Below are 14,493 nucleotides of genomic sequence, written 5' to 3'. Positions count from 1 at the left end.
CGCGTGCGGGACGAGGTGTCGTACCCACCCCGTACGATCGAGGAATGAGCACGCGGATCGCCTTCCTCAAGGGGCACGGCACCGAGAACGACTTCCTGATCGTCCCGGACCCCGAGAACGCCATCGACCTCCCCCCGGCCGCCGTCGCCGCCCTGTGCGACCGCCGCGCGGGCATCGGCGGTGACGGTCTGCTGCACGTCGTGCGGTCCGCCGCCCACCCCGAGGCGAAGGACATGGCGGCCGAGGCGGAGTGGTTCATGGACTACCGCAACGGCGACGGCTCCGTCGCGGAGATGTGCGGCAACGGCGTCCGTGTGTTCGCGCGCTACCTCCAGCACGCCGGGCTCGTCACCGAGGGCGACCTCGCGGTCGCCACGCGCGGGGGCGTGAAGAGCGTGCACCTGTCCAAGGAGGGTGACGTCACCGTCGGCATGGGCAGTGCCCGCCTGCCCGAAGGAGAGGTCACGGTGAGGGTCGGCGAGCGCAGCTGGCCCGCGCGGAACGTGAACATGGGCAACCCGCACGCCGTCGCCTTCGTGGCGGACCTCGCGCACGCGGGCGACCTGTTCGTGCCGCCGCCGGTCGGTCCCGCCTCGGCCTACCCGGACGGGGTGAACGTCGAGTTCGTCGTGGACCGGGGCCCGCGGCACGTGGCCCTGCGCGTGCACGAGCGAGGGTCCGGTGAGACCCGCTCGTGCGGCACGGGCGCGTGCGCCGTGGCCGTTGCGGCAGCGCGCCGGGACGGCGCCGACCCGACGGTGACCGGACTGCCCGCGACCTATGTGGTGGACGTCCCCGGCGGACGCCTTGTCATCACCGAGCGGCCCGACGGCGAGATCGAGATGACCGGACCCGCAGTGATCGTGGCCACAGGCGAGATCGAATCCGGATGGCTGGAAACATTCGCCCGCTGACCCCGTCGGGGCTTGGCATCGGAGGCGGGAGCGGCCTGGCACCGCGAAGGAGTGGTGCTCGGGAGCCGGTCGTGGGTTCGGATTCACGATCGGCCTCGGTTCAGGCGTCTCAAAACCGTAAACCCTTGGATCCGTCGCTCGAATGGGTGATCCGTTTCACGCTCGGCGAGAGGCGGTCAGTCGCACGTGATGGGCTCGGTAGCATCAAGCACCGGCCCGGACGGGGAACCGTTCGCCAGTCCCCTGAGCCGTGTCCGCCTTGGGACACCCCGTCCGCCGGTCCACGCAGCCGGAGGTGCCCATGAGTGCGGAGGCCACGAACCCCGCGACCCCAGGCCCGGTAGTGCCTTCAGCGCCCCGCAGGCGCAGTCGCCCCCGGATCGATCTGCGCCGCCTGGGCCGGGCCGCGCTGCTCGGCCCGGCCTCGCGCGGCCGGCTGCCCGACGCGATCGGCCATGTGGTCGAGGCCCATCGCGCCCACCACCCCGACGCCGACCTGGAACCGCTGCACCGGGCCTATGTGCTCGCCGAGTCCTCGCACCGCGGCCAGATGCGCAAGAGCGGGGAGCCCTACATCACCCACCCGCTCGCCGTGACCCTGATCCTTGCCGAACTCGGCGCGGAGACCACGGCGTTGACGGCCTCGCTGCTGCACGACACGGTCGAGGACACCGATGTGACGCTCGATCAGGTCGGCGAGGAGTTCGGCGCGGAGGTGCGCTATCTCGTCGACGGCGTCACGAAGTTGGAGAAGGTCGACTACGGCGCGGCGGCCGAGCCCGAGACCTTCCGCAAGATGCTGGTCGCCACCGGCAACGACGTCCGCGTGATGTCGATCAAACTCGCCGACCGGCTGCACAACATGCGCACCCTCGGGGTGATGCGCCCCGAGAAGCAGGAACGCATCGCCAAGGTCACGCGTGACGTCCTCATCCCGCTCGCCGAACGCCTCGGTGTCCAGGCCCTCAAGACCGAACTGGAAGATCTCGTCTTCGCGATCCTCCACCCCGAGGAGTACGAGCACACCCGCGAGCTGATCGTCGACAACGCCTCCCGCGCGGACGACCCCCTCGCGGAGTTCGCCGAGGCGATGCGCACGGTCCTGCGCGACGCCGACATCCAGGCCGAAGTCCTCATCAGGCCGCGGCACTTCGTCTCCGTGCACCGCGCCTCCCGCAAGCGCGGCCGGATGCGGGGCGCCGACTTCGGCCGTCTGCTGGTGCTGGTGAACGAGGACGCGGACTGTTACGCCGTCCTGGGCGAACTGCACACCTGTATGACGCCGGTCGTCTCGGAGTTCAAGGACTTCATCGCCGTCCCCAAGTTCAACCTGTACCAGTCGCTGCACACCGCCGTGGCCCGTGAGGACGGCCAGGTCGCCGAAGTCCTCATCCGCACGCACCAGATGCACAAGGTCGCCGAGGCCGGCGTCATCGCCCTAGGAAACCCCTACACGGGTCCCGCGGAGGACCAGGCACGAGGGAGAGCCTCGGCCGACGAGGAGCGCGTCGACCCCACCCGGCCCGGCTGGCTCTCCCGCCTCCTGGACTGGCAGGAAGCCGCGCCCGACCCCGACACGTTCTGGTCCACCCTGCGCGAGGACCTCGCCCAGGACCGCGAGATCACCGTCTTCCGCCCCGACGGCGGCACGCTCGGCCTGCCCGAGGGAGCCACCTGCGTCGACGCCGCGTACGCGCAGTACGGCGAAGACGCCCACGCCTGCATCGGCGCTCGGGTGAACGGCCGCCTGGCGACCCTGAGCACCGTTCTGCGGGACGGCGACACCGTTCAGCTCCTCATGGGCCAGGATCCCGCCTCGGAGCCTTCGAGGGAGTGGCTGGAGCACGCCCACACCCCCGCCGCGCGCATCGCCATCCAGCGGTGGCTGGCGACGCACCCGGCCCCGGCCGAGCACGAGGGCCCCGGGCCGGCGGAGGACTCCGGGGCGGCCAAGGCCGCCGAGGAGACCGCACGGTCCGCTGCCGAGCCGTCCACGACGGGCGCGCCCGCCTCGCGGCCGGGCGCCGCGATCACCGTCGCCGGCCGGCCCGACGCGAGCGTCCGGCTCGCCGGGTGCTGCACGCCCGTGCCCCTCGACGAGGTGACCGGTTTCGCGGTGCGCGGGGGAGTGGTGACCGTGCACCGCGCCGAGTGCGCCGCCGTGGCGCGCATGGCGGACGCGGGGCGCGAGGAGGTCGACGTGCGCTGGGGCGACACCACGGGGTGCCGCGTCACCCTGGTCGCCGAATCGTTCGGCCGCCCCCATCTGCTCGCCGACCTCACCGAGGCCATGGCCCTGGAAGGCGCCGAGATCGTCTCCGCGACCGTCGAGCCGCCGAATCAGCAGCAGGTCCGCCACACGTACACCGTGCAACTCCCGGACGCCGGTCACCTGCCCGCCCTCATGCGCGCCATGCGGAACGTGCCGGGCGTCTACGACGTGGGCCGCGCGCAGCATCACGCCCCGGCTTCCCCTGGGTCGGCGTAGCCGCCGCCCACGCGCGGGTGAGGCGCGCGGGGGTTTCCTTCGCGCGTCACGCACCCCCGCGTGCGGGCTAGCCGGCCTTCCCAGGGCCGGCGTAGCCGCCGGCACGCGCGCGTGCGCATCGCGCGCCGGGGTACTTTCGGGCGTCACGCACACACGCGTGCGCAACCCGTTCGGGTGGGCCGGGCGCGCGTCGCCGACGCGGGGGAGGTGGGCGCTGGTAGCGGTGGTCCATGCTGCTCACCCCTCGCGCCCGGCTGAAATCCGCGCTCCTCGCCTCGGCAGTGTCCGTCTGCCTCGTCGCGGCGAGCGCCCCGGCGGCCCCGCTCGGCCTCGGCGACCGTCTCTTCCCGTACCTGGGCAACCCCGGGTACGACGTCGCCTCGTACGACCTGGCCCTCACCTATCCCGGCTCCAACACCAAGCCCCTCCAGGCGGTCACCACCATCGACGCCTGGACCACCACAGCCCTGGACCGGATCAACCTCGACTTCGCCCACGGCAAGGTCGAATCCGTCGAGGTCGACGGCGCGTCCGCGGCCTTCGCCGGCGTCGACGACGATCTGGTGGTCACCCCGGAGAAGCCGTTGTCGGCGGGCAGCTGGGTGCGGATCACCGTGCGGCACACCAGCGATCCCGTGAGCACCGACGGCCGGGACGGCGGTTGGGTGAGGACCGCGGACGGCCTCGCCATGGCCAACCAGGCGGACGCCGCGCACCTGGTCTTCCCCTGCAACGACCACCCGTCCGACAAGGCGATGTTCACCATCCGGATCACCGCGCCCAACGGCTACACCGCCGTCGCGGGCGGGCTGCCGACCGGGGTCGAACGGGCCGGCGAGTCGACCACCTGGACCTATCGCACCCAACACCCCATGGCCACCGAACTCGCCCAGGTGTCCATCGGCCGGTCCACGGTCGTGCACCGCCAGGGACCGCACGCACTGCCCGTACGGGACGTCGTGCCCACCAAGGACCGCGAACTCCTGGAACCCTGGTTGAAGAAGACCCCCGACCAGATCGCCTGGATGGAGGAGAAGGTCGGCCCCTACCCCTTCGAGACGTACGGCCTGCTCATGGCCGAGGCCTCCACCGGGTTCGAACTGGAGACGCAGACCCTCTCCCTCTTCGAGAGGGACCTCTTCACCGAGCCCGGCTATCCCAAGTGGTACGTCGAGTCGATCATGGTGCACGAGCTGTCCCACCAGTGGTTCGGCGACAGCGTCAGCCCGCGCACCTGGTCCGACCTGTGGCTCAACGAGGGACACGCCACCTGGTACGAGGCGCTGTACGCCGAGGAGAAGTCGGGGCACACGCTTGAGGCGCGCATGAAGGCGGCGTACGGGGCCTCCGACCGCTGGCGCGGCTCGGGAGGCCCGCCGGCGCTGCCCGAGGCCCCCAACCCCGGCCAGAAGATCAGCATCTTCCGGCCCAACGTCTACGACGGCGCGGCCCTCGTCCTGTACGCCCTGCGCCAGGAGATCGGACGGACCGCGTTCGAGCACCTGGAGCGCGCCTGGGTCCACAACCACCGCGACGCCACGGCGACCACGGCCGACTTCGAGCGCCTCGCCCAGGAGGTCTCCGGGCGCGATCTGGCCCGGTTCTTCAAGGACTGGCTGTACGGCGAGAAGACCCCGCCGATGCCCGGCCACCCGGACTGGAAGCAGGCGTCACCGGTCGCGAAGGGCGAACCGAAGGCCGTCCCGACGGCCCCGCGGCCCGCGAAATAAGGCCGTGACGAGACGGGCCGTACCGTGCGACCATCGTGAGGTCGGCGCCGCAGGGGACACGGGAATCTCCCGGGGTACCCGTGCGTTGTCCACCATGAAGGCAGCCGTATCGGCATCCAACGACGTAAGGACCCAATGACCTCCTCTTCTTCCCCTTCCCAGGACACCCAGCGCGTTGCGCACGCCTACCCCGACGGTCTCCGGGCCGATGCCCTGATGGAAGAGGACGTCGCCTGGAGCCACGAGATCGACGGAGACAGGGACGGCGACCAGTTCGATCGCTCCGAGCGCGCGGCCCTGCGCCGCGTGGCGGGTCTCTCCACCGAGCTCGAGGACGTCACCGAGGTCGAGTACCGACAGCTCCGCCTGGAGCGGGTCGTGCTCGTCGGCGTCTGGACCACCGGGACGGCACAGGACGCGGACAACTCCCTGGCGGAGCTGGCCGCCCTCGCGGAAACGGCCGGCGCGCTGGTCCTCGACGGCGTGATCCAGCGCCGGGACAAGCCCGACGCGGCCACCTACATCGGCTCCGGCAAGGCCCAGGAGCTGCGCGACATCGTGCTCGAAACGGGCGCGGACACCGTCATCTGCGACGGTGAGCTCAGCCCGGGCCAGCTCATCCACCTCGAGGACGTCGTCAAGGTCAAGGTCATCGACCGTACGGCCCTGATCCTCGACATCTTCGCCCAGCACGCCAAGTCCCGAGAGGGCAAGGCGCAGGTCGCGCTCGCGCAGATGCAGTACATGCTGCCGAGGCTGCGCGGCTGGGGTCAGTCGCTGTCCCGGCAGATGGGCGGCGGCAAGGGCGGCGGCCTCGCCACCCGTGGCCCCGGTGAGACCAAGATCGAGACGGACCGGCGCCGGATCCGCGAGAAGATGGCGAAGATGCGCCGGGAGATCGCGGAGATGAAGACCGGCCGCGAGATCAAGCGCCAGGAGCGCAAGCGCCACAAGGTGCCGTCCGTCGCCATCGCGGGCTACACCAACGCCGGCAAGTCGTCCCTGCTCAACCGCCTCACGGGCGCCGGAGTCCTGGTCGAGAACTCCCTGTTCGCGACCCTGGACCCGACCGTGCGCCGGGCGGAGACCCCGAGCGGCCGGCTCTACACCCTGGCGGACACGGTCGGCTTCGTCCGGCACCTGCCGCACCACCTCGTCGAGGCGTTCCGTTCCACCATGGAAGAGGTCGGCGAGTCCGACCTGATCCTGCACGTGGTGGACGGCTCGCACCCCGACCCGGAGGAGCAGTTGGCCGCCGTGCGCGAGGTGGTCCGTGACGTCGGCGCCACGGGCGTGCCCGAGATCGTCGTGATCAACAAGGCGGACGCGGCCGACCCGCTGACGCTCCAGCGGCTCATGCGGATCGAGAAGCGTTCCATCGCGGTCTCGGCCCGTACCGGCCAGGGCATCGACGAACTGCTCGCGCTGATCGACGACGAGCTGCCGCGGCCGTCGGTCGAGGTGGAGGCACTCGTGCCGTACACCCACGGCGGTCTGGTCGCCCGCGCCCACACCGAGGGCGAGGTGATCTCCGCGGAGCACACGGCGGAGGGCACCCTGCTGAAGGCGCGGGTGCACGAGGAGCTGGCGGCGGACCTCGCGCCGTACGTGCCGGCTCCGCTCGCCTGAGCCGGCACCGTCTGCTGAACGCCCGAAGGCCCGCCCCCTGCAAGCAGGGGGCGGGCCTTCGGGCGTGGTGCGGTTCACCGACCGCCGTACGTCCTGCTCATGTTCTCGTAGAGCGCCTCGGCCTCCGGGCCGAGCCGGGGTCCCGCCAGCCAGCTGTTGTCGGCCGGGCCGATCGAGGTGTTGGAGACCAGCTCGGTCTTTCCGCCCACCACCCGGAACCAGCCGCCGCCGGAGGAACCACCGGTCATCGTGCAGCCGATGCGGTACATGGTCGGCAGTGACGAGCCGAGTGAGAAGCGCCCCGGCCGGTCGACGCACTTGAACATCTTCAGCCCGTTGTAGGGCGGTGCCGCCGGATAGCCCCAGGCGCCCATCGCGGCGACCTCGGTGGCGGACGGTGCGGAGAAGTCCACGTCCAGCGCCCCGCCGACGGTCTCCTCCAGCGACTTGGAACCCTGCTCCGGCGTCACGTGCAGCACGGCGTAGTCGTATGCGGCGCCCGCGCCACCCGTCCGCGACCCGCCGGCGATCCACTCGTCCGACGTCGACGCCCAGTCGGCCCACCAGTTGCCGTAGGGGGCGATCTGCGATGCCGTGGCATCGCCGAGCTGCGCCTCGGTCCTGCCGAGGTCGTTGTAGGCCGGGACGAAGACGAGGTTGCGGTACCAGCCACCGCTGCCACCGGCGTGCACGCAGTGCCCGGCCGTCCACACGAGGTTGGACCTGCCCGGGTGGTTCACGTCCTTGACGACCGTGCCGGAGCAGACCATCGTGCCCTCCGGCGAGTCGAAGAAGACCTTGCCGACCGGGGCCGCGTTCTCGTGGTACGGCGTCTTCTCGGCCTCCGCCTCCACGGCCGTCGGATCCGGGTCGCTGACGCCCTGGTCGGCGGCGGCGTCCTTCGTCGTGACGGTCTTGTCCGCCTCCTTAGCCGCCTGCATCCGCCCGGGCTTCCACAGTCCCTCGATGACCGGGTTGACGAAGTCCTTGGCCGCGCTGAGCCACTTGTCCTTGTCCCAGTCCTGCCAGCCCCCGTCGGCCCACCTGTCGACGTCGACGCCGTGCTCCTCGAGCTTGTCGGCGATGTCGGCCGGGACCTGGACCTTGCTGTCACCGGAACCCGTGGCGGTGCGGGAGGCGGCGGCGTCGGCCTTGGTGTCGTCGGAGCCGTTGCAGGCGGTCGCCGTCAGAGCCAGGGCGGTGACGGCGACCGCGAGCAGGGTGCGGCGTCGGCCGTGCGGGTACGCAAAGGGCGTACGTGTGAAACGCATGGTGCGATGTCCCCCGTGAAGCGTGTGGATCGTTGAACATGAGACGTACCTGGAATGTCATGCGCCTGACAGGTAAACCGTCGGATCCCCGCGATGACCGCCGACAGGCAACACCCCACTATGCACCTGGAATTCGGGACGAACGGCGGTGGGATGGTGAAGGTTCCCGACAGGCACCCCACCGCCGATCAGGCTACTGACCGGCGAACTTGTCGCTCACCGAGTCGTACACAGCCTTGGCCACCTCACCCAGCCGCGGTCCCGCGAGCCAACCAGCGTTCACCGGGCCGATCGAGGTGTTGGACACCAGCGCCGGCTTACCGCCCGACCCCGTCGCGACCCAGCCGCCGCCGGACGAACCACCGGTCATCGTGCAGCCGATGCGGTACATCGTCGGGTCCGAGGAACTGAGCGAGAACCGCCCCGGCTTGTCCTCGCACTGGTAGAGCTTCTGCCCGTCGTACGGTGCCGCCGCCGGGTAGCCGGTCGCGGTGATGCTGCTCACCTTCGGCACGGCCGGCGCGTTGAAGTCCACGGGGAGAGCCGAACCGACCGTCTCCTCGAGGGACTTGCCCGAACCGCCCTCCTCCGGCGTCACATGGATGACGGCGTAGTCGTACGAGGCGCCGTCGCCGCCGGTCTGGCCGCCCTGCGCGATCCACTGGTCGGAGGTCTTCGTCCAGTCACCCCACCACACGCCGTAGGGAGCCGCCTCCTCCTTGGTCGCCGTCTCCAACTGCTCGGCCGACTTGCCCGAGTCGTTGTACGACGGCACGAACGCGATGTTGCGGTACCAGCCGCCGCCCTTGCCGGCGTGCACGCAGTGGCCCGCCGTCCACACCAGGTTGGACTTTCCGGGGTGAGCCGGGTCCTTCACGACCGTCGCCGAGCAGACCATCGTGCCCTCGGGGGAGTCGAAGAACACCTTGCCCGCCTCGGCGGCGTTCGCGTGGTACGAGGGCGGGACGGCCTTCGCGTCCACCGCCTGCGGCGTCGGATCGGTCACGCCCTGGTCGCCGGAAAGGTCGTTCTCGTCGACGCTCCGGTCCGGGTCGTCGGCCTCCCGCATCCGGTCCGGGTCCCACAGCCCCTTGATGATCGGGTTGATGTAGTCCTGCGCCTCACGCAGCCAGTCGTCCTTGTCCCAGTTCTTCCAGGCGCCGTTCTTCCACTTGTCGAGGTCGATCCCCTGCTCTTTGAGCCTGTCCTTGATGTCGTCCGGGATCGTGATCTTGCCGTCGGCGCCGGTCGACGCCGACGCGCCGGCCTGGCTGTCCGCATCGGTGTCGCCCGAGTCACACGCGGTCGCGGTGAGCGCGAGCACCGAGGCGAGGGCCATGGCGCCCAGTACGGGGGAGGTTCTGCGGCGCGCGTTCCTCCCCCGGCGAGCGGTGAACGACGGACGTATGGATCGCATGGTCTGACTCCCCCTGCTGTCAACGAACTTGAAGCACCGGCCGGCCCCCGCGGTACGGAACTCAGGGTGAACTCACACCGAGTTCAAGCGGGTCTCACGGCCGTGTGTGATGCCACCACACGATATGCGGTCGCGGCGGGGGACTCCCGACCAAATGGCAACCGTTCCGCCACAGACCTTCGGCGCGACGGGACGGCGGCGGTCCGGGAGCGGAGCGCCGCGCACGGGCAATCTCGTGACGACCCGTAACCGGCACGGCCGTCCGGTGTTGGTAGCGATGGGGGCTGTGGTGTGTACGCCCCCTCCGACCGGCGGGAGGACAGGGGTATCCGTGGCCGCGACCGAGCCAGTACCCGAGGAGACGTCCTCCGGGCATGCCGCCGCAACTCGCTCCCACGAAGCCTCCGGCGGCGCGCCTTCCGACGCGGGATTCCACGGTGCCGGAACGGCCGACGCGGCGAGCCGGACGGGCGGCCGGACCGCGTACGAGGGGATCCTGCGGCGTCAGTCGGCTCGTGAGTCTGCGGCCCGCACATACGCGCGTGCCCTGCCGATCGTGCCGGTCCGGGCACGTGGGCTGACCATCGAGGGCGCGGACGGCCGCCGCTATCTCGACTGTCTCTCCGGCGCCGGCACCCTCGCGCTCGGCCACAACCATCCCGTCGTCCTTGAGGCCATCCGCAAGGTCCTCGACTCGGGGGCGCCCCTGCAAGTCCTCGACCTCGCCACTCCCGTCAAGGATGCCTTCATCACCGAACTGTTCCGCACCCTGCCACCCGGTCTCGCCGACCACGCGCGTGTGCAGTTCTGCGGACCGGCCGGTACGGACGCCGTGGAGGCCGCCCTCAAGCTGGTCCGGGCCGCCACCGGCCGCACGGGTGTGCTGGCCTTCACGGGTGCGTACCACGGGATGACCGCCGGATCGCTCGAAGCCTCCGGGGGCGCCTTCGACGTACGGGTGGCTCGGCTGCCCTATCCGCAGGACTACCGCTGTCCGTTCGGCATGGGCGGCGAACGGGGCGCCGAACTCGCCGCGCGCTGGACCGAGTCCGTCCTCGACGATCCCAAGTCGGGGGTGAGGCGTCCCGCCGGGATGATCCTCGAGCCGGTCCAGGGCGAGGGCGGAGTCATCCCGGCGCCGGACGCCTGGATGCGCCGTATGCGGCAGATCACGGCCGAGCGCTCGATCCCGCTGATCGCCGACGAGGTCCAGACGGGCGTGGGCCGGACCGGTGCCTTCTGGGCGGTGGAGCACAGTGGGGTCGTCCCCGACGTGATGGTCCTGTCCAAGGCCATCGGAGGCAGCCTGCCGCTCGCTGTCGTCGTCTACCGTGACGCCCTCGACGTCTGGCAGCCCGGGGCCCACGCGGGCACGTTCCGCGGCAACCAACTCGCCATGGCCGCCGGCACGGCCACCCTCGCCTACGTCCGCGAGAACGGCCTCGCCGAACGCTCGGCCGCCCTGGGAGGCCGCATGCTCGGCCAACTCCGCCGTCTCGCCGAGGACTTCCCGTGCATGGGGGACGTGCGGGGCCGCGGGCTGATGATCGGGGTCGAGATGGTGGACCCCGAGGCGGAAAACCCGGTCGGCGGGAACGACGCCCCGCCCGTCTCCGCCCGTGCCGGTGACGGGCCAGGCGCGTCGTGGGCCGACGGTGTCGACGCCCTCGAGGCCACGCCCCACAGGCCGCCACGTTCGGCCCCCGGGCACGCCCCCTGCCCCGCCGCTCCCGTGCTGGCCGCCGCCGTCCGACGAGAGTGTCTGCGACGGGGCCTGATCGTCGAACTCGGCGGACGCCACGCCAGCGTCGTACGACTGCTTCCGCCCCTGACGATCACCGATGAGCAGGTCACCGCGGTACTCGACCGACTGGCGGACGCAATGGCGGCGGTGTCCCGCAGCCACCACCTCTCCGGCGCGGACCGGCGGGCCCACGCCCAGCCGAACCATCAGCAGGGCCAGGGCCGGAGTCCGGGCCACAGCCACAGCCAGAGTCAGGGCCAGAGTCCGACCCAGGGCCAGAGTCAGGGCCGGCAGCTCAGGGCGGACGAGTTCCAGGTCGACCATGCCCACCGGACGCGGTGACCCCCGGCGGCCGCCGGTGTACCCACGTGACCGCGTACGCCACCGGCACCGGCCCCGGTGCCGCCTCGCCGCCGGGGCGACGCCCGCTCGATCCACGAGCCAGCGAGCTCCGCGCCACCGCCCGCTCGCGGCCGAACCCACGATTTCACGAGGAACGACCTTGACCACCTCCTCCGACCAGTACCCCTACCTCAGGCCCTCCGTCCCCCGTCAGCAGGGAGAAGCCGCCCCCGTCGAACCACCGCGCCCTGCCGCCGATCTCCTGGACCACCCGGATCCGCACACCGCGGGCGGGGCCGCCGCCGTGGAGAACCTGCTGCGCTGCTGGGTGCGCGAGGCGCGCCTGCCCGCGCCCCGTGGCGGCGTCCTCCACGTGCCGCTGCCCGCCAGTGGCATCGCCCTGCTCGCCCCCGTCCATTACTGGTCCCCGACCGGCTGGCACCGCTTCGGCCTCCCGCGTCTGGCCGGCGCACCCGAACAGTCCCCGCCCGCGGACGCGATCACGGTCGCGGCCCTCCTGGCCCGCGAGACACTTCGGGACGGTTGCCTGCCGGACACGTCCGCGGAAGCCGTAGCGGCGGCTCATGTAGGCGCCCTGCCTGTGGAGCGCGCCGCCGCATCCCCGACGCCCTGGCCCGCGTCCAAGTGGGGCAAGGAAAACGGCGAGGGCCTCGACCTCGTCGCGCGTGTCGCCGACTCCGTCCGCCGTACCACGGTGTTCATCCGCGAGCGCCGGGAAAGTCCGGCCGAGGCACCCGATCTGTTCCTGGCCGCCGAACAGGCACTGCTGCTCGGGCATCCGCTGCATCCGACGCCGAAGAGCCGAGAAGGCCTCTCGGACGGCGAAGCGCGCCTCTACTCACCGGAGTCCCGGGGTTCCTTCCCACTTCGCTGGCTGGCTGTCGCTCCCTCCGTGGTCGCCACCGACTCCGCCTGGACCGAAGGCGGCCGTCGCGTCCCCGCCGCCCGACTGACGGCTCGTCTCGCCGGCGCCTCGCTGCCTCTGCCGGACGGCTTCGCCGCCCTGCCAGTGCATCCATGGCAGCTGCGCGAGGCGCGGCACCGTCCCGAGGTCGAGACCCTGTTCGACGCCGGACTCCTCCTGGACCTGGGCGCCCATGGCCCTTCGTGGCATCCGACCTCCTCCGTGCGCACCGTCCATCGGTCCGGCGCCCCCGCGATGCTCAAACTGTCGCTGGGGCTGCGCATCACCAACTCCCTTCGTGAGAACCTGCGCAAAGAACTCCACCGTGGTGTCGAGGTCCACCGCCTCCTGCGCGCCGGCCTGGCCAAGCAGTGGCAGGCCGCCCACCCGGGCTTCGACATCGTCCGCGATCCGGCCTGGCTCGCGGTCGACGCTGCTGACGGCCTCCCGTTGGCGGGCCTCGACGTGATGATCCGCCACAACCCGTTCGCACCGGCGGACGACGTGTCCTGCGTCGCCGGTCTCGTCGCACCCCGGCCGGACTCGGCTAGCGCCCATCGCTCCCGACTTGCCGCGATCGTCACACGCCTCGCCGTAAGGACGTCCCGGCCGCGGGAGGCCGTCGCCGCCGAGTGGTTTCTGCGCTATCTGGAACAGGTCGTCCGCCCGGTCCTGTGGCTCGACGGTGAGGCAGGGATCGCCCTGGAGGCGCATCAGCAGAACACGCTTCTCCTCCTGGACCCCGACGGCTGGCCCGCCGGCGGTCGCTACCGCGACAATCAGGGCTACTACTTCCGCGAGTCCGGCCGCGCGGGTCTGGAAGCCCGGTTGCCCGGTATCGGCGAGCGCAGCGACACCTTCGTGTCCGACGACGTCACCGACGAGCGCTTCGCCTACTACCTGGGGATCAACAACGTGCTGGGACTCATCGGCGCGTTCGGTTCCCAGCGGCTCGCCGACGAGCGACTCCTGCTCGCCGCCTTCCGGCGCTTCCTCACCGACGCCGCGTCAGGCCCCCGCCGACTGCGTGGTTCGCTCGCCGCCCGGCTGCTCGACTCGCCCCGGCTGCGCTGCAAGGCCAATCTGCTGACCCGGTTGCACGGCCTCGACGAACTCGTCGGCCCGGTGGACACCCAGTCCGTCTACGTCACCATCGACAACCCCCTCCGCTCCTGAGCCCTCGCTTCACCGACCGCCTCCTTCCTTCGCTTCGCTGCCTTCGTTCGCTTCTCCGAGGACATGTCCCACCCGACCCGCTGAGAGGATCTGCCGTGCCTCCCGTCGAGACAGACGCCGACAGCCGTCGTATCCCTTCCGCCGTCACCGACCTGCTCGACCGCGTCGACGACTGGGGGCCCACCGCCACCCCCGCGGGTGCGTTCCACCTCGTCCCGGTACAGGTCGAGAGGGACCTCCCTCTCGTCGGCCGGTGGATGAACGACCCCGCCGTCGCGGCGTTCTGGGAACTGGCGGGACCCGCGTCCAGAACGGAGCGACACCTGCGTCGCCAACTCGCCGACGACGGGCACACCGTCCCCTGCCTAGGGGTACTGGCGGGGCGCCCCATGAGCTACTGGGAGATCTATCGGGCAGACCTCGATCCGTTGGCGCGCTACTACCCGGCCCGAGCGCACGACACCGGAATCCACCTCCTCATCGGCGGTGTCGCCGACCGCGGACGAGGACTGGGCAGCCGTCTGCTCACAGCCGTCGCCGACCTCGTCCTGGACAGGAGGCCCGCGTGTGTCCGCGTCGTCGCCGAACCCGACCTTCGCAACATTCCGTCCGTCGCCACCTTCCTGAACGCGGGTTTCCGATTCTTCGCCGAGGTCGACCTGCCCACCAAGCGGGCCGCACTCATGGTTCGGGACCGGGCCCTGCGGGACCTGTCATGACAGTGTGTAATGGAGCCGTCACAGATGGAACGCCCCTCGTGCCGAATCGGTTCCCGCCGACGCCGGGCTTTCGCACCGCCACCGAGGAACCCACAGTCTTGATCCCGTCCCGCCCGTCCGCCGTGACCACCCGTTTGT

9 protein-coding genes are annotated in these 14,493 nt (G+C 71.2%); 7 read left to right on the top strand and 2 right to left on the bottom strand.

What is annotated here, in order from left to right; genetic code table 11:
• Nucleotides 1-44 precede the first annotated feature (44 nt).
• The 4 genes from dapF to hflX all read left to right on the top strand — a co-directional run bounded on the left by dapF (nucleotide 45) and on the right by hflX (nucleotide 6,761).
• The gene (gene dapF / locus ACIPFH_RS26710) at nucleotides 45-914 is read left to right on the top strand and encodes a diaminopimelate epimerase (protein WP_401830115.1); all 870 of its coding nucleotides are present in this window, start codon (nucleotides 45-47) and stop codon (nucleotides 912-914) included.
• A gap of 301 nt (nucleotides 915-1,215) precedes the next feature.
• Nucleotides 1,216-3,402 (top strand): RelA/SpoT family protein, encoded by a 2,187-nt coding sequence (locus ACIPFH_RS26705; protein ID WP_401830113.1) that lies wholly within the window; start codon nucleotides 1,216-1,218, stop codon nucleotides 3,400-3,402.
• A gap of 230 nt (nucleotides 3,403-3,632) precedes the next feature.
• Nucleotides 3,633-5,132, top strand: coding sequence for a M1 family metallopeptidase (locus tag ACIPFH_RS26700; RefSeq protein WP_401830112.1), 1,500 nt, complete (start codon nucleotides 3,633-3,635; stop codon nucleotides 5,130-5,132).
• Nucleotides 5,133-5,267: 135 nt separating this feature from the next.
• Nucleotides 5,268-6,761 (top strand): GTPase HflX, encoded by a 1,494-nt coding sequence (gene hflX / locus ACIPFH_RS26695; RefSeq protein WP_401830111.1) that lies wholly within the window; start codon nucleotides 5,268-5,270, stop codon nucleotides 6,759-6,761.
• A gap of 74 nt (nucleotides 6,762-6,835) precedes the next feature.
• On the opposite strand, the gene ACIPFH_RS26690 is transcribed toward hflX, so the two are convergent.
• Together ACIPFH_RS26690 and ACIPFH_RS26685 are read right to left on the bottom strand one after the other, a co-directional pair.
• Nucleotides 6,836-8,032, bottom strand: a complete 1,197-nt coding sequence (locus tag ACIPFH_RS26690) for a trypsin-like serine peptidase (RefSeq protein ID WP_401830110.1) — start codon at nucleotides 8,030-8,032, stop codon at nucleotides 6,836-6,838.
• A gap of 193 nt (nucleotides 8,033-8,225) precedes the next feature.
• Entirely contained in the window at nucleotides 8,226-9,449 is a 1,224-nt protein-coding gene (locus ACIPFH_RS26685; RefSeq protein WP_401830109.1) for a trypsin-like serine peptidase, read from the bottom strand.
• 331 nt (nucleotides 9,450-9,780) lie between these two features.
• Here ACIPFH_RS26685 and ACIPFH_RS26680 point away from each other — a divergent pair, with 331 nt between their 5' ends.
• The 3 genes from ACIPFH_RS26680 (at nucleotide 9,781) to ACIPFH_RS26670 (ending at nucleotide 14,355) form a co-directional block, all read left to right on the top strand.
• A complete protein-coding gene (locus tag ACIPFH_RS26680; RefSeq protein ID WP_401830108.1) occupies nucleotides 9,781-11,535 on the top strand; it encodes a diaminobutyrate--2-oxoglutarate transaminase family protein in 1,755 nt (584 codons plus the stop codon).
• 160 nt (nucleotides 11,536-11,695) lie between these two features.
• Nucleotides 11,696-13,636, top strand: coding sequence for an IucA/IucC family protein (locus ACIPFH_RS26675; RefSeq protein WP_401830107.1), 1,941 nt, complete (start codon nucleotides 11,696-11,698; stop codon nucleotides 13,634-13,636).
• Nucleotides 13,637-13,731: 95 nt separating this feature from the next.
• Nucleotides 13,732-14,355 carry a GNAT family N-acetyltransferase gene (locus ACIPFH_RS26670; RefSeq protein WP_401830106.1) on the top strand — a complete coding sequence of 208 codons (624 nt, stop codon included), beginning with the start codon at nucleotides 13,732-13,734 and terminating at the stop codon, nucleotides 14,353-14,355.
• The last annotated feature ends 138 nt before the right edge of the window (nucleotides 14,356-14,493 follow it).

This window comes from Streptomyces sp. NPDC088157 (genome assembly GCF_044741545.1).
GTDB lineage: Bacteria > Actinomycetota > Actinomycetes > Streptomycetales > Streptomycetaceae > Streptomyces.
This window is presented reverse-complemented; position numbering and strand designations above follow the sequence as displayed.

What these genes read in the sequence shown, in the direction of transcription:
- ACIPFH_RS26690 (WP_401830110.1), bottom strand. Translation starts at nt 8,032, where the DNA reads ATGCGTTTCACACGTACGCCCTTTGCGTACCCGCACGGCCGACGCCGC.
- dapF (WP_401830115.1), top strand. Translation starts at nt 45, where the DNA reads ATGAGCACGCGGATCGCCTTCCTCAAGGGGCACGGCACCGAGAACGAC.
- ACIPFH_RS26705 (WP_401830113.1), top strand. Translation starts at nt 1,216, where the DNA reads ATGAGTGCGGAGGCCACGAACCCCGCGACCCCAGGCCCGGTAGTGCCT.
- hflX (WP_401830111.1), top strand. Translation starts at nt 5,268, where the DNA reads ATGACCTCCTCTTCTTCCCCTTCCCAGGACACCCAGCGCGTTGCGCAC.
- ACIPFH_RS26700 (WP_401830112.1), top strand. Translation starts at nt 3,633, where the DNA reads ATGCTGCTCACCCCTCGCGCCCGGCTGAAATCCGCGCTCCTCGCCTCG.
- ACIPFH_RS26685 (WP_401830109.1), bottom strand. Translation starts at nt 9,449, where the DNA reads ATGCGATCCATACGTCCGTCGTTCACCGCTCGCCGGGGGAGGAACGCG.